General features: G+C 51.5%; 10 protein-coding genes and 1 pseudogene. 3 read left to right on the forward strand and 8 right to left on the reverse strand.

What is annotated here, in order from left to right:
- The 4 genes from ACSR9A_RS01920 to ACSR9A_RS01935 all read right to left on the reverse strand — a co-directional run.
- Positions 1–3,131: non-ribosomal peptide synthetase (locus ACSR9A_RS01920; RefSeq protein WP_473755346.1), on the reverse strand; the 3,131-nt coding region annotated here is incomplete at its 3' end.
- Positions 3,132–3,236: 105 nt separating this feature from the next.
- On the reverse strand, positions 3,237–10,889 hold the full coding sequence (locus tag ACSR9A_RS01925; RefSeq protein ID WP_473755347.1) for an amino acid adenylation domain-containing protein: 7,653 nt from the start codon (positions 10,887–10,889) through the stop codon (positions 3,237–3,239).
- Between the two features lie 151 nt (positions 10,890–11,040).
- Complete coding sequence (gene ectB / locus ACSR9A_RS01930; protein WP_473755348.1) at positions 11,041–12,327, reverse strand: diaminobutyrate--2-oxoglutarate transaminase; 1,287 nt, start codon at positions 12,325–12,327, stop codon at positions 11,041–11,043.
- Positions 12,328–12,435: 108 nt separating this feature from the next.
- Positions 12,436–13,221 carry a thioesterase II family protein gene (locus tag ACSR9A_RS01935; RefSeq protein WP_473755349.1) on the reverse strand — a complete coding sequence of 262 codons (786 nt, stop codon included), beginning with the start codon at positions 13,219–13,221 and terminating at the stop codon, positions 12,436–12,438.
- Positions 13,222–14,000: 779 nt separating this feature from the next.
- On the opposite strand from ACSR9A_RS01935, the pseudogene ACSR9A_RS01940 reads away from it, so the two are divergent.
- Positions 14,001–14,661, forward strand: a pseudogene (locus tag ACSR9A_RS01940) (transposase); the annotation flags it as partial.
- 158 nt (positions 14,662–14,819) lie between these two features.
- Here ACSR9A_RS01940 and pyk read toward each other — a convergent pair.
- The gene (gene pyk, locus ACSR9A_RS01945; RefSeq protein WP_473755350.1) at positions 14,820–16,241 is read right to left on the reverse strand and encodes a pyruvate kinase; all 1,422 of its coding nucleotides are present in this window, start codon (positions 16,239–16,241) and stop codon (positions 14,820–14,822) included.
- A gap of 122 nt (positions 16,242–16,363) precedes the next feature.
- Here pyk and ACSR9A_RS01950 point away from each other — a divergent pair, with 122 nt between their 5' ends.
- Positions 16,364–17,149, forward strand: coding sequence for an AraC family transcriptional regulator (locus ACSR9A_RS01950; RefSeq protein ID WP_473755351.1), 786 nt, complete (start codon positions 16,364–16,366; stop codon positions 17,147–17,149).
- A gap of 267 nt (positions 17,150–17,416) precedes the next feature.
- Positions 17,417–18,391 (forward strand): aldo/keto reductase, encoded by a 975-nt coding sequence (locus tag ACSR9A_RS01955; protein ID WP_341279337.1) that lies wholly within the window; start codon positions 17,417–17,419, stop codon positions 18,389–18,391.
- A 231-nt stretch (positions 18,392–18,622) separates the two neighbouring features.
- On the opposite strand, the gene ACSR9A_RS01960 is transcribed toward ACSR9A_RS01955, so the two are convergent.
- From ACSR9A_RS01960 to ACSR9A_RS01970, 3 genes are all read right to left on the reverse strand, one after another.
- Positions 18,623–20,818, reverse strand: a complete 2,196-nt coding sequence (locus tag ACSR9A_RS01960; protein ID WP_473755352.1) for an alpha-galactosidase — start codon at positions 20,816–20,818, stop codon at positions 18,623–18,625.
- On the reverse strand, positions 20,818–21,831 hold the full coding sequence (locus tag ACSR9A_RS01965) for a LacI family DNA-binding transcriptional regulator (protein WP_473755353.1): 1,014 nt from the start codon (positions 21,829–21,831) through the stop codon (positions 20,818–20,820). The genes ACSR9A_RS01960 and ACSR9A_RS01965 overlap by 1 nt, the downstream gene beginning before the upstream one ends.
- 196 nt (positions 21,832–22,027) lie before the next feature.
- Positions 22,028–24,502, reverse strand: coding sequence for an EAL domain-containing protein (locus ACSR9A_RS01970; protein ID WP_473755382.1), 2,475 nt, complete (start codon positions 24,500–24,502; stop codon positions 22,028–22,030).
- Between the last annotated feature and the right edge of the window lie 105 nt (positions 24,503–24,607).

Here is a 24,607-nt window from a genome sequence, read left to right on the forward strand (position 1 = left end):
AGCTCCAGCACCGGCAGTTCTCCGCTAAACTGGCTCAGCCAGTAGGCTCCCTGCTGGTTCAGACGCTCGCGCTGCGCTTCGGATTGCTGCCATACCGCGTAATCCTTGTACTGTATCCGCAGCTCAGGAAGCTCCTCGCCACCGTACAGGCGGACGAATTCTTCGACGAGGACATCCGTAGATACGCCGTCCGAGATGATATGATGCATGTCAACGAGCAGGATGTGGCGTTGTTCCGCCAGTTGGATCAAGCCTATCCGCAGAAGCGGCGGCTTCTTCAGATCGAACGCACGGATGAATGCCCGCACCTTCCGTTCCGCCTCTTCTTCGCTAGCCGCCATATACTCCACGGCAAAATTCGCCTCTGGATATACCCGTTGTACCGGTTCGCCGTTTACGATCTCGAACCCGGTGCGCAGCGTCTCGTGGCGTGCGATCAGACCGCGGAACACCGCTTCAAACCGTTCCCGCACAAGCGTTCCCTCCAGCAGCATCGCTCCTGGCATGTTGTAGCTTTGCTCCGCTCCTTCCAGCTGGTGCAAAATATAAAGCCGCTTCTGCGCCGACGATACAGGGTAATGCTCGCTTGCCTCCGTCCGAGGAATCGCTTCGTAGGCCTGCTGCGCCATCCCCTCGAGCGCTTCCGCCATCTTCTCGACGGTAGCCGAGCGAAACACCTCTTTTAACGGCAGACTGACGTTCAATTCCTTGTGAATCCGGCCCACCAGCGTCGTCGCGCGCAGCGAGTGCCCGCCAAGCTCGAAGAAATTATCGTGGACGCCGACCCTGCCCACTCCGAGCACGTCCTGCCAGATGAGCGCCAGCTTCACTTCCAGCGGCGTTCTCGGCGCCACATAGTCCATCCCCGTCTGCATGCTTTCCTCCGGGGCCGGAAGCGCTCGACGGTCCACCTTCCCGTTCGTCGTCAGCGGCATCTGCTCCAGCTGCACAAAGTACGTCGGGATCATATAGCCCGGAAGCTCTTGCGACAGCGTGTTTCTTAGTTCACTTGCCGCCAGCTTGCTGCCAGCTACGAAGTATGCGCAAAGCTGCTTCTCCCCTTCTGCGGTTTCACGAACCACGACTGTCGCTTTTTCGATCGGCTCCACCTTGAGCAGATGCGATTCGATCTCGCCCAGCTCGATGCGGAAGCCGCGGATCTTCACCTGATCATCGATCCGGCCCACATACTCAATCGTGCCGTCCGGCAGCCATCTGGCCAGGTCGCCCGTCCGGTACATCCGCTCGCCTGGCGCAAACGGGTTGTCCGCAAACTTCTCCGCCGTCAGCTCTGGACGGTTCAAGTAGCCTCTGGCCAGTCCGTCCCCAGCCACACACAGCTCCCCGGCGACTCCAATCGGCTGCGGCTTATTCTGTTCGTCGACGATATAGATCGCCGTATTGCTGATCGGCTGTCCGATCGGAATCGTGATCGCATCCTCTTGCACTTCGTTCACATCGTGGCAGGTCGCAAATACCGTGCTCTCCGTCGGTCCATACACATGCTTGATTTTGCCCGGTCCAAGATGCTTAAGCGCTTTTCGCACATGGTTGACGGAAACTCGTTCTCCGCCGAACAAAACAGCGCGAATGTAGCGCAGGCAATCCGGTTTCATGTCTACGAGCACATTGAAAAATGCGGTGGTAATAAACATCACCGAAATTTGCTGCCGTTCGATCAGGCCCGCCAAGTTCCCTACATCCAGCATCGTTTCCTTGGGAACAAGAATCAGCCTGGCTCCATTCAATAGCGCTCCGAAAATATCGAACGTCGATCCGTCGAAGGAATAGCTTGATAATTGCAACACGCTGTCCTTCCCGGTCACGTTTATGTAGTTGGTGTTGCGCGCAACACGAACGATGTTGCGATGGGTCGTCAAATTGCCCTTCGGCTTGCCGGTCGTTCCGGATGTATAAATGACGTAGGTCAGATGCTCCGGCTCGTTGACATCTTCCAGATTGGAGCCATTCTCATGATAAGACGCCTCATCGTCCAGCTCGATCCATGTACCACCAAAGGATGCCCGTGTTTGCAGACCACGCTGAGCCAACAGCACTTGCGCTCCCGAATCCTCCAGCATGTAGTGAATGCGCTCCTCTGGATACTCCGGATCAATCGGCACATAAGCCCCGCCAGCTTTCAAGATCGCCATAATACCAACGATCATCTCCAGCGAACGCTCTGTCATCAGACCGACAAGCTCGTCCGCCTGCACTCCCCTTGCGCGCAATGTCCGTGCCAGTCGGTTCGACCGTTCATTCAGCTCCCGGTAGGTCAAATGCTCCTGCTCATAAACGACCGCCACCGCTTCCGGGATACGCTCAGCCTGCTCCTCAAACAACTGATGGATCGTTCGTTCACGCGGGTACTCCGTGCTGGTTTCATTGAAAGCGTGCAGCAATTGCTGCTTCTCCGATTCAAACAAAATATCCACTTGATGGATTTCAAGCTCGGGCGAGGAGAGAACGATCGAAAACAGCCGTTGCAGGTGGTCTATAGCCTGAGTCATAAACGATGCATGATACAAATTCTCGTTATACTCAAGCTGGTAACGAACCAGACCGTTCTCCTGTGAGAACTGCAATGAAATATCTGTCATCACATGCTGACTGACATCAGCCGTGTGGATTTCCTTCAAAGAAACGAGGGTGTTGACTACAGGAACTCCGTCGATATATTCAAGCTCCAGCCGTTCTGTCATTTTCCGGAACGGTATGTTCTGATGCTTGATCGCTTCCGTCAATGAAAGCTTTACTTGGTTCAATAGAGCCTTAAAGGATTGATCCGCGCTGAAATTATCCTTGAGCATGACAACAGGGCTGATATGCCCCGTGGTTTCTTTCGACTTGCTGACAACCGGCATGCCGAGCAGGATATGCTGCTCGTTCGTATATTTGTAAAGGAGGCATTGCACTCCCGTTAATAGAACCATGTATGTAGCCAAGCCGGAGCCTTTGCTTAACTGAATAATCTGTTGCGATACATCCGCAGACAGCGCGCCGGCAATCGTCTGAATCTTCGCTGCAGCGTTATTTGGCAATTTGTTATAGGGTAGTTTCGTAGGTGTAACGTCTTCACCATCAAATTTTCCATTCCAAAAAAGGGCTTCCTTCTCAAATGCCACTTTCATCGTCTCCTTCTCTACCCGCAAAAGTCTGGTTGTACCATGTTTACATTCGCCGTAAGTGTGCGCTGTGGCGTTTCGGCCATCACGCACACTTGCAGGGAATGAAGATTAAAAGGCAAAATCAATGAATTCTTCAAGGAGCTGCTCTTGCTCCGCACTACGTGTAAGCGAAATCGTGTTCAACAGGACGTAAGGTTGTTCACAAATCTGGCTGATAATCGTTAATAAATCCTCGGCGAAATGACGAATCATGTTCGGGGTAAACAATTTTGTACAATATTCGAATTGACCGCTAATCGTGCCATCCTTCTCTACTTTCAGTTCCAGGGTCAGATCGAATCTGGCGATCGTTTGATAATGCATGAACGGTTCTACGGTCATCTCTCTGATCTCGCCAATACTTCGGTCTTCGGTGTTCTGCAGCACAAAGACGGTGTCAAACAACGGATTGCGGCTTAATTCCCAGGCAACCTGCACTTTTTCCAAAAGCTCCTCGAACGGGTAATCCTGGTGCTCATAAGCTTGGAGGGTCGTCTCCTTCATTTCCTCCAAATAAGACAGGAACTTCTTCTCTCCAGCCGGATAACTGCGGATGGCGAGCGTATTGACGAACATTCCGATCAGCGGCTCTACGTCTGTATGCGTTCTTCCCGCAATCGGCGCGCCCACGATGATGTCTTCCTGACCGGAGTATTTATGAAGCAAAACCGTATAAGCCGCCAACAGCACCATGTATAGGGTTGACCCGGTTTCCTCGGCAATTCGCTGCAATCCTTCGCTTCTCTGTTTGTCGATGACGATGCTCAGCACAGCTCCCTCAAAGCTGCGAATGGCCGTTCTGGCGAAATCGGTCGGCAGTTCCAAGCGTGGCAGTTTGCCGCTCAAAACATTCGTCCAGTAAGCCTCCTGTCGTTTCATTCGTTCGCGCTGAGCTATGGACTGTTGCCACACGGCATAATCCTTATATTGAATTCGCAGAGGGGGCAACGTCTCCTCGCTGTACAAACGAACAAATTCATCTATCACAATGTTGATGGAAATGCCATCGGAAATGATATGGTGCATATCAAACAACAGAATGTGGCGTTCTTTTTCTATTTGAATCAGCCCTACCCTCAGCAGAGGAGGCTGCTCCAGGTCAAAGGTGCGGACAAATTGTCGTGCAATTTCCTCGGCTTCCTCTTCCGTTGCCTGCCTATTCTCCACCGCAAAATCCACCTGCGGGTATATCCGCTGTACCGGCTCGCCGTCTACTAGCTCAAACCCGGTGCGCAGCGTCTCATGACGCGCAATTAGAGTGCGGAACGCCGCTTCGAAACGCGCCCGGTCGAGCGGCCCCAAAAGGAGCAGCGCTCCAGACATGTTATAGCTTTGTTCCGCTCCCTCCGTTTGCTGCAGAATATACAACCGTTTCTGCGCCGAAGACATCGGGTAATAATCGCTTTCTTCAGCCGTAGGAATGGAGACGTGCTCCGTTTGCTCCATCCGGTTGATGGCTTCGGCCATTTCCTCGACCGTCGCGTAGCGGAACACGTCTCGCAGCGGCAGATTCACGTTCAGCTCCTTGTGGATCTTGCTGACCAGCGTGGTTGCCCGCAAGGAGTGGCCCCCAAGATCAAAGAAGTTGTCTCGAACGCCAACCTGCTCAGCCCCGAGTACCTCCTGCCAGATGCCTGCCAGCTTCGCCTCCAGCGCTGTCCGTGGCGCAACATGCGCCACCCCACTCTGTCCACCTTCCGGTGCTGGCAGCGCCTTGCGGTCGATTTTGCCGTTCGCCGTGAGCGGCAGCCTCTCCAATTGCACAAAGTACGACGGGATCATATACCCCGGCAGCTCCTGCGACAACGCCGCTCTCAGCTCGCTTGCCTTCCGCTCATTCTCCGACGTGTAGTACGCGCACAGGGCTTTCTCCCCTCCTGCGTCCTCTCGCACCACCACGACCGCTTCCCCTATGCCTTCCGCTTTCAGCAGCTGCGACTCGATCTCCCCGATCTCGATCCGGTATCCCCGGATTTTCGCCTGATGGTCGATCCGTCCGATAAAGTCCACGTTCCCGTCCGGCATCCAGCGCGCCAGATCCCCCGTCCGGTATAGCCGCTCCCTCGCTTCGAACGGGCTCGGCACAAACTTCTCCGCCGTCAGCTCCGGTTGATTCCAGTAGCCTCGAGCCACGCCCGCTCCTCTGATGCACAACTCGCCCAGCACACCCACCGGCACCGGATTCAGATGCGCATCGACGATCGCAAACCGTGCGTTCAGCCACGCCTTGCCGATCGGCACGTTTCCTGCTTCCGGCAGCTTCTCCAACGGCTCCTCGTAGTAGCTCGAGTCGATCGCCGCTTCCGTCACGCCGTAGGCGTTTATGATGCGGATCTGCCCGCCGTATCTCTCCTGCAGCTCCCGGTAATCCCCCACGCTGCAGCTGTCTGAGCTCGTAATCAGCAGCCGCATCGAGGGAAGCGCCAGCTCCTGCTCGGCGATATACGCCATGAACGGCACGATCAGCGCTGGCGTCGATTCGAAGATCGTAATCTCGCATTCCCGTATCCAGCTGTACAACCGGGCAGGGTCGATCCGGTCGTCCTTCGGACAAATGACCATCGTTCCCCCGTTGTACAGCGTCCGCGCTATATCCCCCACGAACACGTCGAAGGAGAAGCTCGCTAATTGCAGCAGCCGGACGGGGAACTCGCTCAGGCGGTACTCTCGGCGATAGCCTTCCGCCGTATTCACCAGACTGCGGTGCTCGATCATGACGCCCTTCGGACGTCCCGTTGTCCCCGACGTATAGATCACATAGGCCAGATCACTCGGCTTGTTGACGTTCACCAGATTCATCCGGTTCGCGTCGTTCGACGCTCCTTCGCTGTACAGCGCCTCGTCGTCCAAGCACAGCACGGCCTGCAGCGTCTGCTCTTCCGCCAGCCACTCCCGCGTACGCTCCACTAGATGTGTCTGTGTCAGCAGCACTTCCGCTCCGCTGTCCTCCAGCATAAAACGGATCCGGTCGGACGGGTAATCCGGATCGAGCGGCACATAAGCGCCTCCCGCCTTCCATACCGCCAGAACCCCGACCAGCATGTCCACCGACCGATCCGCCAGAATGCCGACCAACTGATCCGGCTTCACCCCTTGGGATCGCAGGCTGCGCGCCAGACCGTTCGAACGCTCGTTCAGCTCGCGGTAAGTCAGCTGTTTCTCCTCGTACACCACCGCCGTCGCCTCCGGGCTCCGCTCCGCTTGCTCCTCAAACAGGTGATGGAAGGTTTTCTCCAGCAGCGGCGGCGCGGTCTCTGGGTTGAAGACGCGCTGAATCTGCTCCTGCTCCTCCGCCGTCAGCATGCCTAACGACGCGATTTTCGCGCCCGGATCGTTCACTATCGCGGCGACCACTTGCTCGTAGTGCTTCGCCAACCGCTCTACCGTTTCTGGTTTGTACAACGCGGTTGCGTATTCGAGGGCGCACTCCAAACCGCCTTTGCCCTCCATGACGTCAAGGCTCAAGTCAAATTTCGACACCAAATGCGCATTCGGATACAAGGCCAGTTTAAGGCCCTCGAGATGATAGGCTCTATTTTCCAAGCTTTGCAGCGAAAACATGGTGTCAAAGAGCGGATTGCGGCTCAAGTCGCGGGTCAGCTGCAATTTGTCCACCAGTTCTTCAAACGGATAATCCTGGTGCTCGTAGGCACCCAAGGTTGTTTCCTTGACTTCCTCCAGATACGACAGGAATGTTTTCTCTCCAGACGGGCCGTTGCGCAGCGCCAGTGTATTGACGAACATCCCGATCAAGGGCTGTAGATCGCCGTGTGTTCTTCCCGCGATCGGCGTGCCGATGATCATATCTTCCTGACCCGTGTACTTTTGCAGCAGAATCGTATACGCCGCAAGCAACACCATGTACAGCGTCGCACCGTTTTCCGCCGCAATTCGCTTCAAGCCCTCGCTCTTCTCGGCATCCATACGGAACTGCAGCGTATGGCCATCGTACCGCTGCACGGCGGGACGCGCATAATCTGTCGGCAGCTCCATCACCGGCAGTTCTCCGCTAAACTGGCTCAGCCAGTAGGCTCCCTGCTTGTTCAAACGCTCGCGCTGCGCTTCGGATTGCTGCCATACCGCGTAATCCTTGTACTGTATCCGCAGCTCAGGAAGCTCCTCGCCGCCGTATAAGCGGACAAGCTCCTCCACTAGGATATCCACGGACACGCCGTCGGAGATAATATGATGCATATCCAGCAGCAGGAGTTGGCTCTCTTTAGACAGCTCCAGCAGACCTGCACGTAACAATGGCGGCTGTCCCAGATCGAACGCTCGGGCAAAATTTCGCATTGCCTCCTGCGCTTCTTCATCGCTTACTTGCCGATGCTCCAATATCAAATCCGCCTGCGGGTATATCCGCTGCACAGGCTCTCCATCCACCAGCACAAAGCCGGTGCGCAGCGTCTCATGGCGCGCGATTAAAAGCCGGAAAGCTTCTTCAAGCCGTTTCCGGTCAAGTATGCCGTCAAGCCTCATAATCCCCGGCATGTTGTAGCTTTGCTCTGCTCCTTCCAACTGTTGCAGAATATAAAGCCGCTTCTGCGCTGACGATACCGGGTAATACTCCTTTTCTTCGGTGAGCGGTATGGAGGCATACATCTTCTCTTCCATCCCGCCCATCGCCCGAGCCATTTCCTCAATGGTCGGGAGCCGGAAGACATCCCGCAGCGATAGATTGACGTTCATCTCTTTGTAGAGCTTGCTTGCCAACGCAGTCGCACGAAGGGAATGCCCGCCAAGATCGAAGAAATTGTCCTTCACTCCGATCCTTTCCGTCCCAAGCACCTCTTGCCAAATCTGCACGAGCTGCTCTTCCAGCGGTGTACGGGGCGCGGTGTATTCCGCACCGGTATTCACGCTTCCCTCCGGCGCGGGCAGCGCCTTGCGGTCCGTCTTCCCGTTCGACGTCAGCGGCATCTTCTCCAGCTGCACGAAGTACGATGGGATCATGTACCCCGGCATCTCCTGCAGCAGCCTTCCTCTTAGCTCGCTCACCGTCAGCAGTTTGTCTGCTACCACGTACGCGCACAGCTGCTTCTCCCCGCTTTCATCCTCGCGCGCCATGACCAGTACTTCCTGCACCGACTCTACCTTCAACAGCTGCGCTTCCACTTCCCCAAGCTCGATTCGGTACCCGCGTATCTTCACTTGATGGTCGATTCGTCCCATGTATTCGATGTTCCCGTCTGGCAACCATCTCGCCAGATCTCCCGATCGGTACATCCGCTCCCCTGGCGTAAATGGATCGTCCACGAATTTCTCTGCCGTCAGCTCTGGGCGGTTCAAGTAACCGCGCGCCAGACCCTCTCCGGCCACATACATCTCCCCTGCCACTCCCGCTGGTACGCATCGGCGCTTACCATCCAGCACGTACACCTTCAGCGTCGGGATCGGTCTTCCGATATTGCTTCTCCCCTCGGCGATTTCCACCTCGGTGATTTCCTTGTAGGTCACGTGCACCGTCGTTTCGGTGATCCCGTACATATTGATCAACTCCGTAGCCGGGTAACGCTTCCTCCAGTCCTTCAGCTGCTGCGGCGCCAGCGCCTCTCCTCCGAAGATGACCTTCCGAAGGCTCAGCGTCTGCCCGCTCTCCGTCAGCGCTTCGCGAAGCAGCTGGTAGAAATACGTCGGCGTCTGGTTCAGAATCGTCACGCCCCGCTCCTTCAGCAGCTGCAGGAACTGTGCCGGCTGTTTCGCCGTCATCGGCGGCACTATGACCAGCTTGCCCCCATACAGCAGCGCTCCGTACATTTCCCACACCGAGAAATCGAAGCAGAACGAGTGGAACAAGGTCCACGTATCGGATGCGCCGAAGTCGAACCGGTTCTTGCTGTTGAACAGCAGCCGCACGACGTTCTTGTGCGCGATCAAGGTGCCTTTCGGCTTGCCCGTCGTTCCCGACGTATAGATCACATAGGCCAGATCGTTCGGCTGGTTAACCGAGGCGAGGCTCGCGCTGTCCGCTGCGTAGGTCTGCTCGTCATCCAGAAGCAGGCAGACACCCGCAAAGGTCGCTTTGTCCTGCAAATGCGCTTGCAGCAGCAGCACACCGACTCCCGAATCGTCCAGCATGTAGCGAATGCGCTCCTCTGGATACTCTGGATCGATCGGCACATACGCCCCACCCGCCTTCAGGATCGCGAGAATCCCGATCACCATGGAAGGGGAACGTTCGGCCATAATACCCACCAGTTGATCCGCCCCTACGCCTTGGCTGCGCAGGGTACGCGCCAGACGATTCGCCCGCTCATTTAGCTCGCGGTACGTCAGCCGCTCGTCCTCGTACTCGACCGCGACTGCATCCGGATGACGCTCCGCCTGCTCCTCGAACAACATGTGAATCGTCTTCTCTCTCGGGTAATCCGCATCCGTATCGTTGAAGGCAGTGATCAGCCTGCGCTGCTCTTCTTCGCTAATAAGCGAAAGCTCGGAGATTTTCTGATATGGGCTGCGAATCATATGCTCCAAGACACAGTTGAATTGTTGGATGATCGCCTTCGCTTCATGCTCGCCAAATAGCTGCGTGCGGTAATACAGATCAACAAAGAGCTTTCCATCATCTGTAAAATCCAGCACATGAATATCAAAGTCGTTAACCGAATCCTCGGTGTAATCTTGATTCCCATATACAACTGCCTCATCCATACGAAAGAAGCTCACTGGTCGGTATTGTATCGAAACGCCAAACAACCGCTGGACATCCTGATTGCGGTGAGCCTCTCGCAAGTCCTGAATGATCTTATTGTACGGATAACGCTGATGGCGCAGGATGGAGGCTTGTTCTTTGGCGACATTTTTTAGAAACGAAAGCAATTCCTGCTCAGGCTCCACCAGCATCCTCGTTGCGACCGTACTGACGAACATACCGACCGTTTCTTTTTCTTTCCTTGTCGTCCGGTTCGCATACAATGTGCCAATTGCCACATCCTGCTCGCTCGTTACCTTATGCATGTAAATATATAAAGCGCTCAGAAAGAAGGTAAAGATACTGATCTGATGCTCCTCGCAAAAGGCTTTTACGCCATGATGCAGTTCATCGTCAAGCATCCATCTCTCGACTCTTGCGTCGGTGCCCATCGTTAGCGGATTGTATGACTTCAAACTAATGGCTTCGGGCATAGTGCCGAATTTTGCGAGCCAATAGTCCTTGTCCTTCTGATAGCGCTCGGATTGCTCGTAGTCGTGCTCAACCTGAATAAAATCGATATAAGAGCTGTACTTACAAGGAGAGCTATTGCCCTTTATGATATTTGAATAATGCTGCATGATTTCGTTTGTGGCCAAATTCATGGAGATGCCATCGGATACGATGTGATGCATCTTGAAATTGATCCACGTCTCCTCGTCCCCAATCCGTACCACAACGAACCGGTGCAGCTCGGAGTCCAGCAGCTCAAGCGGAATCGACCGAAGCTCAAGCATCCTTTGCTCCGCCTGCTCCTTGCTCAAATCAATACATTCGAAATCCTTCTCCTCATAATCCCGAACGTATTGATAAGGAACTCCATTCTCCGTCTTCAATCGGATACGAAAAGAGTCGCTTTGCTCAATGACTTTGTTTATGGCTTGCTTCAAAGCAAACACATCGATGCGGCCTGTTATTTTCACTATCGCAATGATCGTCGAGGTCGTTCGATTTGGATATAGCAATTCGGTATACCAAATCCGCTGCTGGGGTTGCGTTAATGGAAATAATGGAACATTGTTGTTTTTCATCGTCTCTCCCCTTGATAAATGCTTGATTGAACCTCCGAGGTACGCGAAGCCTAGCCAGACGTCCGACGTTGTGCTATGTAACCGCCAAAATGATCGCTACCAGCCAGATCGCTTGGCAGGCGCCAACGCCGTCCGTTCTTCTAGGCGATGTTTATGTCAGCTGAGGCTGAAGTGAATCGATCAAGGTGCAGCATTCCGATACGCCCCGCCTAAATATTTCGCATCCGGCAGCTAGTTCGTCCATGGAAATCGTAAGCGCAGGCATCAGCTTGACAACCATATCTTGACGTCCTGCTCGTTCGACAATCAGTCCAAGCTCATAGCATCGAGATACGATGGCTTTGGAGAGATTCTCATCCTGGCAAGCCGAAACGTCAATGCCCCATATCAATCCCATACCGCGCATCGAAATGAGTGGGTTGATCGGCAGAATATGCTCCCTCAGGTATTGCTCAACAAACTGCGCTTTACGTTCCGTCTCTGCTTCCAACTGCGTCAATTCCCGGAGCTCAAGAGCCGCCGTCGCGCCAACGAACGCAAGCTGATTTCCCCGGAAGGTGCCGTTATGTTCAGCCGGCTGCCAAACATCCAGTTCCGGCTTTAGCAGCAGCAACGACATCGGCAGACCATAACCGCTGATTGATTTGGAGAGCACGACCAGATCAGGAACAATCCCCGCCCGTTCAAAGGAGAAAAATGAACCTGTTCGTCCGCAGCCCACCTGGATATCGTCGACGATCAGCAAAATATCGTGACGGTTGCAAAGATCCCGAAGCTCCTGCAGCCACTGGGTAGGCGCCGCATTTAAGCCGCCCTCAGCTTGCATAGTTTCAAGGATGATAGCTGCCGGCTTAGCTATGCCCGAGTGATCGTCCGTTAAAATCGCTTCCATGTAGCCAATCGTATCCAAACTATCGATAAAACCCGTTGGGAATGGCATAAACGTAACATCATGCAGCGGCAATCCTCCCGCTTCGCGGTGGTATAGACTACTTGTGGCGGACAAGCTTCCAAGCGACATCCCATGAAACGAACCGATGAAAGCAAACACGCCCGTCCTTCCCTTCACTTTTCTTGCCAATTTCAGCGCCGCCTCTACCGCATTGGTTCCGGTAGGACCGCAAAACTGAAGCTTATAGTCGAGACCGCGTGGCTTCAGAATCTTATCTGAGAACGTCTGCAGAAAGGTCTCCTTGGCGGAAGTGTACATATCCAGTCCGTGACTAAGGCCGTCCGATTGCAGATATTGGATGAGCTGTTGCTTGATAAAATCATTATTGTGTCCGTAATTTAGCGCTCCGGCTCCGGCGAAGAAATCGATAAACGCTTTGCCGGACTCGGCGTACAATACCGAGCCTTTCGCACGCACAAAGACATCGGGAAAAGAACGGCAATAAGATCTTACATTGGATTCCAGCATTTCGAATGTGGTTGTCATAAAAAAATCCCTCCATAATTATGAAAATGTGCATAACAAATAGACTTCGTTAATAGGCGGCGATGGACAGCAATGAGCGTGATTTCATCATTTTTATGCGGCAGTTGGTTAACGTACAACCGGACCGCTTGCAGCAACCCCCCTCATCTGAGGTGATAATTCACGCAGCACACTTCTGATGACCTCTTGTTCCTGTTTGTGGAGAAAAAAATGATTGCCCTCCAACATCTGCACTTGGAATGCACCATTTGTATGCTCTTGCCAAGCGTCAAGCGATTCAATGCTTACGTCATGGTCCTGCAATCCGCCAAAAACCGAAATCGGACAAGGAAGCACTTCTCCCGGTCTATATACATAGTTTTCAACAGCGGAAAAGTCAGCCCGTAATTGAGGCATTACAATTTCCATCAGTTCATCATTCTGTAAAACTTCTTCAGGTGTGCCTTGCATGAGCTGAAGCTCTTTCTTAAACTGATCATCGGGCAATTTGTGTAGGGATTTTCTTGGATAAGGCAAGTGAGGCGCAGTTTTACCTGATACGAATAAGTGGAGTGGAGCCACATGATGCTTGAAGTGTAATTGACGAGCGGTTTCAAATGCTACTAGCGCCCCCATGCTGTGGCCAAAAAATGCGAAGGGCATATGTAAAAACGGTGTTATTTCCGAAACAAGCGAATGAACGATAGCCTCGACGGAATCCATCGGATCATCTAACATTCTGCTCTCTCGGCCTGGAAGCTGAACGGGACAAACATGAATGTGAGTCGGCAATTCTCGCTTCCAGTTACTAAATACAGAGGCTCCGCCGCCGGCGTAAGGAAAACAAAATAAGCGGAGCTTTGCAAAAGAGCCGGCGTGCGCATTCAAGAACCAGGAACTCTCTCGAGCAGTCATCTCTCTATCACCCACATCATAGTATTTATGTGGCTACTATAACAAAAATATCAAAAATATACAATTTAAAAATTGTAAAAAGCGAGTAAATAAGTCTAAATTAAACATTAAGCGACCATGAAGGCGCGTAACCATTCATTTTTATAGATATTGGGAGATTTCCCATAACGTTCTTTCACTCACGAATCCTCACTGCCTTAAATACCTTCTCAGCATCCATAAAGATAGGTGGGGTAAGGCTTTTCATTGTACCACCTTTGTTCATTCCCTCCTATTTCAATTTTTGAATCTATTGATTTTTACCATTTAGGAATGATTATAGATTTTTTTGGTTATTACACCAAAAAACTCGACTTTTTCTAAGTAGCTCCAAAATCGCGAGAAAATGGACCGAAATCCGGAATCCGGTAGACACCGATCTACAATGATGGGGTACATACGACTCTACAACATTATGATCTGCCAGCACATGGATGCCTGTTACGTCAGCCAGAAAGCGGAATGGGACCCGTTGAAAACGACAATTTGCCCTTCTGTTGCTTAAGTATTTAAAAAAGCAGGTCAAAAAATGGGCGGAGTCTATCCTTTATTAAAACTGCTTTTTATCTTTTACTATTTCCATATAATCCATCCATTTCCTTTCAACCAAACGTCGATTTGATCCATTTAATTCTAATAGGCGGTATAGGGGACCATCGGGAACGGTCGCGGGGCGGTTAGGCTGTGCAGGGTTGTCTGCTGACTATGCTTCTTGAATACTCTTCGGCAGACCAAGGACAATGGCTGCTTTTACATCGGCTTATGGAAATTACCGGTAGGCCTATTTATTCACGAAACAGATGACAGCATGCTTTCAAGAAGCATATGCACGGTTCTTTAAGCCTATTGACGGTGCGTACCAAGCCCTTGTCTATGACAACATGAAGGTGGCAGTCAAACGACTTGTCGGTGATGAGAAAGAATCTACGGAAGGGCTATTGCAATTATCTGTTTACTATGGCTTTGAGTTTCGGTTTTGCAATGCTCGTAGTGGAAACGAAAAGGGGCATGTTGAGAGAACCGTTGAAGTCGCTAGGCGTAAAGCATTCGCCTTTAGGGATACGTTCGAAACGTTAGAAGAGGACAACGACTTTTTGCTAGAAGTATGCGAAAGACTGAACAACAAACCCCACAATCGGCGGGAAGGAAAGACAGCGACAGCATGTCTGGAGGAAGAGCAGCCTTACCTGTTTCAGAGCCTGCCTATGTTTGGCGCTGCAAGGGTCGTACATGCCAGGGTGGATAAATATGCAACACTAGTTGGATGCCATGAGTGGCGAATGGAACTGCTTCACAATCTCGAAACATTAAAGAAAAAGCCTGACGCATTAGCCGATAACGGCACTTGCGCAGGCTCAATCCTACATCAAAAACATATATAAGACCTATATTCCAAAACAGGCCGAAATACACTTGCGTCAGTACGACGAAATGTTTAGAGCCCAAATGCGACCAATGGAGGAGGCGATTGCATGACTCCATCCATGGGCAAGGCTTGTTTACACGCTCCTTCTTGTTTGGGCTCTAGCTTACGTTCAGCTTATCGTTTAGGCTTGCGGCTATACGCCATATTGCTCGATTTTGATCAAATTCGTCGTACCGGATAGACCAACTGGCGCTCCTGCCGTAATGACGACAAAGTCGCCCTCAGCAAGCAGTCCGGTTTGCTCCGCATCCGCCATTGCAGCATGCAGCAGCTCGTCCGTCGTGCCTGTCTTCGTGCCCTTCACCGGAATAACGCCCCATAGCAGCGCCAACAGCGGCAAAATTTTCTCGTCCGAAGTGATCGCGATAACTGGCGATTGCGGGCGATATTTGGATACCATCCGCGCCGTAAAGCCGCTTTCCGTACGAGTAAGAATCGCTTTCGCCTTGAGCTCAAGGGATGAGCTGACAACGGCTTGGCTAATGACTTCAGTAATCGTCGTTGAAGCATTCTGACGGCGCTCTTGGAAGCCTGCGTAATAGTCCAGCTGGGATTCTGCTTTAAGCGCAATGGCAGCCATTGTAGCAACCGATTGAACCGGATATTTTCCTGCAGCCGTCTCGCCGGACAGCATGATCGCATCCGTTCCTTGCATAACCGCACCTGCAACGTCGCTCACTTCAGCGCGTGAAGGACGCGGGTTTACTTGCATGGAATCCAGCATATGAGTCGCAACGATAACAGGCTTGCCCGCTACGTTACATTTATTGATCATGTCGCGCTGCATCGATGGCACATCCTGAACTGGAATTTCAACGCCCAAGTCGCCACGGGCAACCATAATGCCATCCGATGCTGCAATGATGGAATCCAGGTTGACGACGCCCTCTTCATTTTCAATTTTCGAAATGATTTGAACATGGCCGGCACCGTGCGCCTGCAGCAGCTCGCGAATTTCCAAAATATCTTCCGCTCTTCTTACGAAGGAAGGCGCAACAATATCAATATTTTGCTGAATGCCGAAGTGGATATGGCGAATGTCGCGCTCCGTTACGCCCGGCAGCGTCGTGCGGATGCCCGGCAGGTTAACGCCTTTGCGCGGCTTGATCAGACCGCCGTTTACGATCGTACAGTGCACTTCCGTCGCTTCCACCGATGCCACCTCAAGATCAATCAGGCCATCGTCGAGCAAAATCGTATTGCCAGGCTTCACGACAAGCGGAAGCTCGCTATAGTTAACATGAATGCGGCGGCCATTGCCGAGCACTTCTTCCGTCGTCAGCGTCAGCGTTTCGCCAGCTACCAGTAGGTAAGAAGCTTCCTCCAGCTTGCCAATCCGCACTTCTGGTCCTTTAATATCCAGCAAAATCGGCACGATTGCATTTTCAGCAGCAGCCGCTTCGCGAATCCTCTCAATCCTCCCGGCATGATCCTCCAGTTCCCCGTGCGCCATATTCAGCCGCGCCACGTTCATCCCCGATCGAATCATTTCCCTTAAGGTTTCAATAGAATCACAAGCAGGTCCCATCGTACAAACAATTTTGGTTTTACGCATGAAGTCACATTCCTCCTGAACATTTATACCCCTATTATAAACCTAGCCGTTTCAATCGACTACGAAATATAGTATTCTAAATGTAATATAGTACTGTTTTGAAAAGGGGGCTAATGGCCTAAATGCTGCAAGTAACAGCGGTTCGGCAGGATCGGGGAATGGATTGGTTTTACGAAAAAAATACAAAACATACGAACGAAGCCGCGTTGATACTAGTGAGCTACGGGACCGTCGTCTATTGGATTGAGAATGAGAAGGTTATCGCCGAGAAAGGCGACCTGCTCTATATTCCGCCGAATCAAGCTTATTATGGCAAATGTGTGCCTACTGTTTTTCATGAGAAGTTTGTTGTTGCAATAACGTTGTCTGCTTCTCCCGTATTGCCGCTGCTTCAGCGCCAGACATGGGTGAAATCCCGCATTGGCATGTACGACATGCTGCTGGCCAGAATGAAGCATCTGCATGCGGAATGGCTGGAGCAGGCTGAGTATGCGAATATAATCGCTCAGTCTGTCGTAACCGAATGGCTAGCGGTCTGGAACCGCGAATGGAACAAGGGGCCCGCGATGGCCGATACGAACCAGCAGGTAGAGCGCATGAAGCATTATATTTTCAACCATTACCGTGAAAAAATTACGAAGGAGGAGCTTGGCAGCTACATTCAGAAAAGCCCCAACTATGCCGCTACCCTCTTCCGCCGTGTTACTGGGCAGACGATCAGCACTTTCGTTCACGATACGCGGATGAAAAAAGCGATCTATCTGCTCATCGATTCCATGCTGACGGTTGGTGAAGTTGCTGAATTCGTCGGCTATCGCGACGTTTCTTACTTCCAGCGGCTGTTCAAGCGTTTTACCGGAAGGACGCCGACCTTTTATATGAAAGAGCGCGCCAAGACCCAGCCTTAAATAACCAAATAATCGAAGCATGGAAATCCTAGGTTCAGCCGCAGGCTGTACAAGGGCAAATTCGCTAATGAGCAAATCATTGACGATGTGCTGAACGCAATGGTGAAATAAACAATTAATAAGCCTCTGGCTTTAAGAACACGCCGTACGATCGTCCTTGCTAGGCGAGGTACGGCGTATTTTTTTCATCAATAAGCACTGTACGCTTGTTCATTTAGCATTATAATAAGAGGTGATGTAATCACTTACATGGAGGTTGATAAACGTATGAGTTCGATCCCTTTGCATAAACGCGGCATTGAAGCGAGTCAGCTGGTTCTCGGCTGTATGCGCTTTGGCGGCGGCTGGAACCGTAATCCGATTGAGGCCGAGCATTTTAAGGAAGGCCATGAAGCAGTCGACGCAGCGCTGGAAATAGGCATCAATATGTACGATCATGCAGATATTTATACGTTCGGCAAAGCCGAGCAAGTTTTCGGCCAAGTGCTGAAGGACCGTCCGGGCCTGCGTGAGCAAATTATTTTGCAGTCCAAATGCGGGATTCGCCTGCAAGGCGGCGATGATGATCCTCAGCGCTTTGACTTTTCGGAAAGTCATATTTTAAGCAGTGTCGATGGCATTTTGGAGCGGCTGCAAACCGATTATCTCGACATTTTGCTGCTGCATCGCCCTGACGCGCTTGTCGAGCCGGAGGAAGTGGCCAGTGCCATTTCGAAGCTCAAGGCTTCCGGCAAAGTTCGCGCATTCGGCGTTTCCAATATGAGCCAAGGACAGATTAAACTGCTTCGTGCATATACGGACGAGCCGTTTATTGTGAATCAACTGGAGCTTAGCCTGCTCAAGCATGGATTTATTGATACAGGTTTGCATGTCAATCAGCTCGCAGCACGCGATAATGTGTTCCCAGAAGGGACACTGGAGTATTGCCGCATGGAAAATATTCAGCTGCAGTCGTGGGGTCCGCTCGCCCAAGGCATCTATTCTGGCGCTCCGCTCGGCGACAGCCCTGAATCGGTTGTTGCAACAGCCGCGCTCGTTGCTGAATTCGCGGAACGTAAGGATACGACGCCGGAAGCGATTGTGCTCGCATGGCTGATGAGACATCCGGCTAACATTCAGCCGGTTATCGGCTCAATCAATCCAAAGCGTATACTCGCCTGCAAAGATGCGGATACGCTGCGCCTGACACGTGAGGAATGGTACAGACTGTATAACTGCTCGCGCGGCAAAGCGCTGCCTTAAGGTTGATGAGCACAACGATACTTATACGTTTTTTTGCAAATAGCCACACCTATAAATTCAAGAAAACAATGCTTGCTCCACCAGCATGCAAAAAAAAAGCTTCCAGCGCCACTTTTCGCGGCGCAGGAAGCTTTTTTCTTATTCATTTCTTATTCATTTCTTATTCATGACTTATTGACTCAAATCGACTACAACGTGACTATGCGAGACTGTTCCAGACTAAAAACCAGCTTAAACGCCGGTAGCACGGAAACGGTAAACCTTGCTTGCATAATCGTTATGGAATTGCGGCGCTGCAAGTCCAGCATACAGCAGCTCATCGCCGCCATATGTCTCGCCATTCTCTTCCCATACATAGTCGAGGCTTGGATCTAACCCTTTCAGCACGAAGCGGCTGAGCGGCGGATTCGGCTCCTGCAAGACGGATGTGTAGACAGCAAACGCCTCGCTCTTGTCTTTAGAAACGAACATCCATGCCGCAATATTGCCTTCAAACGGGCTGGACAGACGATAGAAATCGCCAAACTGTACCAGGTGGCGGACTTCTTTATAGAGCGCAATTTGGTCTTTCACCGTTTCTTTCTCATCGTCGGTGAACTTCGTCAAATCCAGCTCATAACCAAAATTGCCAGACAGCGCCACATTGCCGCGAGTCTCAAGCGGCGTATTGCGGCCGACCTGATGGTTAGGAATATCCGATACGTGGGAGCCCATCGAGCTAATCGGATAGACAAGGCTTGTGCCATATTGAATTTTCAGCCTGGATACGGCATCGGTATTATCGCTTGTCCAAGTTTGCGGCATGTAATACAGCATGCCCGGATCAAAGCGTCCGCCGCCGCCCGAGCAGCTTTCGAACAAAATATGCGGGAATGCAGACGTAATACGCTCCAGCACGTCATAAAGACCAAGCATGTAGCGATGGGCCGTCTCACGCTGGCGCTCGGCTGGAAGCAGCGCTGAGCCGATCTCGGACATATTGCGGTTCATATCCCATTTCACATAAGTAATCGGCGCGCTAGCGAGAACATCCGAAATCGTTTTAACAATGTAATCGCGAACGTCGGCACGGGACATATCCAATATCAGCTGATTGCGGGCCTCTGTACGGCGTCTTCCCTCGACATGAAGACACCAGTCAGGATGAGCACGATACAGCTCGCTGTTCGGCGATACCATCTCCGGCTCAAACCACAGGCCGAACTGCATATCCAGCTTGCGAATGCGCGCTACCAGATCCTCAAGACCGCCCGGCAGCTTGTTTTTGTCAACGAACCAGTCGCCAAGCGACGAATTGTCACTATTGCGCTGTCCAAACCAGCCATCATCAAGGACGAACAGCTCCATGCCCAGTTCCTTGCCAACCTTAGCAATATCCTCAATTTTATCCGCTGTAAAGTTAAAATAGGTAGCTTCCCAGTTATTGATCAGAATCGGTCTGCTCTCGTCACGGAAGCTGCCGCGGCAAAGACGCGAACGATAGAGATCATGGAAGCTGCGGGACATGCCGCCCAGCCCTTGGGAGGAATGAACGAGCACCGCCTCAGGCGTCTGGAATTGCTCGCCCGGCTCCAGTCTCCAATTGAAATCAAACGGATTGATACCGATAAACAATCTTGCGGCATGGTATTGGTCAACCTCAACGCCACCCACAAAGCTGCCGCTGTAGACGAGGTTTACACCGTACACATCGCCATGATCCTCGGTTGCCCCTTCGGACAACAGCGCGATAAATGGATTTTGCGCATGGCTGCTGGCGCCGCGGCGGCTTTCCACCGATTGCAGTCCCGGCTCAAGATGGCGGCGATGAATGTAACGCTCGCGTGCCCATGCGCCAGACAGCTGAAGCATATCGTAGTGGTCATGCGGCAGGTCTAGGCTCATACTAAGCGCCCGCAGCAGCTGCAGCGTATTCTCTCCGCCATTAATGACACGAGCCGAGCGAGTAATCGCGTTATACGATTCGATTACGGTATAGCTCAGTACAACACGCAGACCGGAATAGCTGTCCGCAAGTGTAATTTCAAGTGTCTGTGCTTCATCCTCGCCCTCTACATAAACAGACGGCAATCCTTCAAGCGCCGGCTTGCCTTGTACGATACGGTGGGAATCGTAACGCAGGTCCGTTACCGTCGTTCCGTCAGCCAGCTGTACCTGATACGCCGGATAGCGAAAATCCGAGTTGCCGAATGCCGGATATTCCTGCGGCAGCGTGTCTAGCGATATTTTAAAATCATCCGCTTCTGTTGAAGGACTGAAAGAACAGCGCTCCTTCAGCTCAAGCAGTCTTCCGAGCTGGCTGCCGCGTACCCGCTTGCCCCAATAGACATGTGCCGGATAAGCGCCTTTCACCAATCCGATTACATAGCTGGTTTCTCTCGATTGCAGATGAAAAAGCTGATTTTGTTCGTCAAAAATAATAGCCATTATTCGTTAGCCTCCTTATTATGTCCGGCTGCCCCGCTGCTTTCACGCGCCATTAGCGTCGTATTCATCATGACATGCAGCGGAACCTCGCGGCCTTCAATCCGTTCTAAAAGCAGCTGCACGGCTGTCTTGCCCATTTGCTCCGTATACGCCTTAACGCTCGTTAGCGGCGGCTGTATGAAAGCTGATACCTCAATGTCGTCGAAACCGACAATCGCCATTTGCTCCGGCACCTCAACACCGTGCTCATGCAGCGCGTGAAGCGCACCGATCGCCATCGGATCGCTGCCGACAAAGCATGCTGTAGGACGTTCTTCCTGCCCTAGCAGCTTGTTCATCAGCTCGTAGCCGCTGCCTGTTGTCCATTCCCCAGCAAGCACCCATTCCTGGCGCAAAATGCCTTGAGACTCCAGCTGGCGCTGCATATGCTTGCGCCGCGGCTCGTCGGCGGCTTGATCTACTCCTCCGCCGATGTAGCCAATGCTGGTATGTCCAAGCTCCAGCAGATGCTCCATAACATCCTCAACCGCCTGCTCAAAATTCAAGTTGACCGTGTCATAATGCCGCAGCTTGCCCAGATGGTCAATCATGACCACTTTGTAGCCCTCGTACAGCATTCGAACATCGCGCTGCGCTACACCGCCAACGACAATGAGGCCATCCAGCTGTGGATGAGGCTCCATAGGTCCGCCAATGCGCCATACTTTACCGATGGCAATACCGAGCTCCTCACAGCGGCGTTCAATCCCTCTGCGAATCGACAGGAAGTAAGGATCAATATCCTCATGTTCAAGCGTAAAGCTCAGCAATAAGCCAATTTGCAGCTGAGAACGCTGGCTTTCTTGCTTGAGCCGTTTTAGACGCGATGGCTTGTACTGCAACTTTTCCGCTATCGCGAATATGCGCGCACGCGTCTCTTCGCCGACAGCGAGCGTCATATCGTTGTTGAGCACACGTGACACCGTCGCGGCAGACACCTCCGCCATAGCCGCAATTTCTTTAATCGTTGCCATTTCCTCCACCACATTCGTTTAGTTAATAAATTTACTAAATAACTTCCGCTTTATTTTAGCAAATTTCTCGGTGCACGACAAGCCTTGTCTCAAAGAACGAAAAAAAGAGCCTGCCCTTATACGGGAAGCTCCTGCTGGCTTTTCCTTATTTTACTCATAACCGGCTTAACTTACTCTCATCTAAGGCATACAAGCCTTAAGACACATGCTTGTGGTAAAGCTCGATGAAACACTCAGCCGTAACCGGCGGGCTATAAATATAGCCTTGTACCAGGTCACATTTATGCTGGCGAATAATTTGCAGCTCCTCGTCCGTTTCGACGCCTTCTGTCACAACCTTCATGTTCAGGTTGTGGGCGATTACAACCAACGATTTAAAAATCATTTGCTTCTTAAAATCCGAGACGATGTCATGGATAAACGATTTATCCAGCTTCAGATAATGCAGCGGAATGTTCTGCAAATAGCTAAGGGACGAATAACCCGTTCCAAAATCATCCAGAGAAAGCCGAATACCAAGCTGCTGCAGCTCGCGCAATATTTTAAGCGTATGATCGGGATTATCCATAAATATCGTCTCCGTCAGCTCGAGCTCAATTTGCTCTGGCCGGACTGAGGCTTCCGTAATAATGGACTGGATCGTCTCCACGATATGCTTTTGCTGAAATTGCAGCATCGACATATTGACGCTGACCGTCAGCGCTGTGACGCCTTGCTGCTCCCACATTTTAATTTGTTTGCATGCCGTTCGCAGCACCCATTCCCCAAGCGGAATAATGAAGCCTGTCTTCTCGGCCAGCGGGATGAAATCAAGCGGCGAGATCATGCCAAACTCCGGATGGCGCCAGCGGATCAAAGCTTCGGCTCCGTATATTTGTCCGGATTTCAAATCCACCTTTGGCTGGTAATACAATACGAATTGCTCGCCTTCAAGAGCAGGGAACAGACCGTTCTCCAGCTCCTGCTCCCGCTTTGAAACATCCTTCATCGATGGAGAGTACAGCCTGCTTGTATTGCGCTGCTTCTTGGCGACAAAAAGCGCCGTGTCTGCCTCCTTGACCATACGGTCGCCGGTTTCCTCCGTCAGCTCGTGCTGCAAGCTAATGCCAATACTTGCGGTTATGTAAAAAAGCCTGTCATTCAATTGGATAGGTTCAGCAATCGCAAACAAAATATCATCGGCTACAAGCAGCAGCGGATTCATATGATTCACATCATTCAGAAGCACGACAAATTCATCTCCACCAAAACGGAACACCTGGCCATTGGCACCAATGTTCTGTTTAAGTCGGTCTGCAAACTGCTTGAGCAGTTGGTCGCCCATTGCATAATCGAGCGTATCGTTAATGACTTTAAAGCGATCCAAATCGATATAAAGCAGTGCTGCCTGCTTGCTGCTGCTGTACGGCACGGTATGTATTTGCTCAATATGACGCGTATAGCCATAACGATTGGGCAAGCCCGTTAGCAAATCATGAGTCGCTTGAAATTCGATCAGTTCCTCGCTCGCCTTGCGATGATCAATCATGCGATTGAACTGCTGCGCCATAAATTCGAACTCGTCCTTCGTGTCAATGTCCAGCTTCTGGTCCGTGTCGCCCTCCACTAGCGCTGAGGACACGTGCACCACTTTGCGGATGTTTTGGAGCACGATTTTGCGAATGAGCAATATCATCAGCATCGTTGTGAAAATAAAAGCAACCAGGGAAATGATAATGGTGTTGCTTAAGCCTTTATAATAGTCCTTGAGCATATTGCCCTTTGGAATGATCGTTTCAAAATACCAGGTTTGATCCTTTATATGTATCGGGTTAAGCAGCCTCATTACAGTCCCGCTCACCATAGGGTCGGAGGTATACATAATGGTCAGGGCCTGCTCCTTCAGCTCCTCTAAAGAATTGCCATCCGGCAAAGGCAAGTAGGGCTTGGATACCAGCGCGCGATCGAGCCCATTAGCAAGGTAGCTGTCACCAGCCGTAATCATCGTCGCGTAGCCGCCCATAGGACGAATTTTCTCCACTTCCTGCTGCACCATGTCGAGCGAAATATCCGCTCCAACGACACCTAGAAAGTTGCCCTCATCATCCAAAATCGGATAAACAAACGACGAAATTAAAATCCGCTCGCCGTTAATATCATAATAATAAGGCTCCAATAAAGCGAATTTCTTCGTCTGCTTAGGAATTTGGTAGTAGTCCCCATCGCCGACCTGCTCATAGTTCTTATTTGGGTAAGCAACGATCCTGTCGCCTTGACGCACAATATAGGGAACAAAACGTCCCGTATCATCATCGTAGCTGCTTTTATTGCGAAAATTCCCATCCCGATTATCGAACGCATTAGGCTCCCAAACCGTAAAAACACCAAGTATATAAGGCTGTTCCCGCACAAAATTTTCAATAAGCCTGACTGCCTCCGTGCGGTCAGCCATGTTATATTCCTTCATTTGCTGCAAGGATTGCTGCAGGCCTTCAAGTCTAATTAAGGCATCATTTATCTCAATGGACATCTTGGTTATGTAAGCATTGGACTGGTTTTGCGCAACCAGTTCACCTTGGCGCAAGCTAACGTCGTACAGCTTCATTAATTGAATGGAAGCAAGCAAAGTGAAAGACAGGATCATGAGGGCTCCCAATGTAAAAATTAATTTATGCGCAATACCAACCCTCATTGTTTTCAAGTGCCTATCCTCCTCCAAATGAAGCTGCTTATAGAATCGACGAATTTTGCCAAATTATGATATAGTTCTAGTATACTTGACGCATTAATCCAAACA

This window comes from Paenibacillus sp. R-74696 (assembly GCF_055814915.1).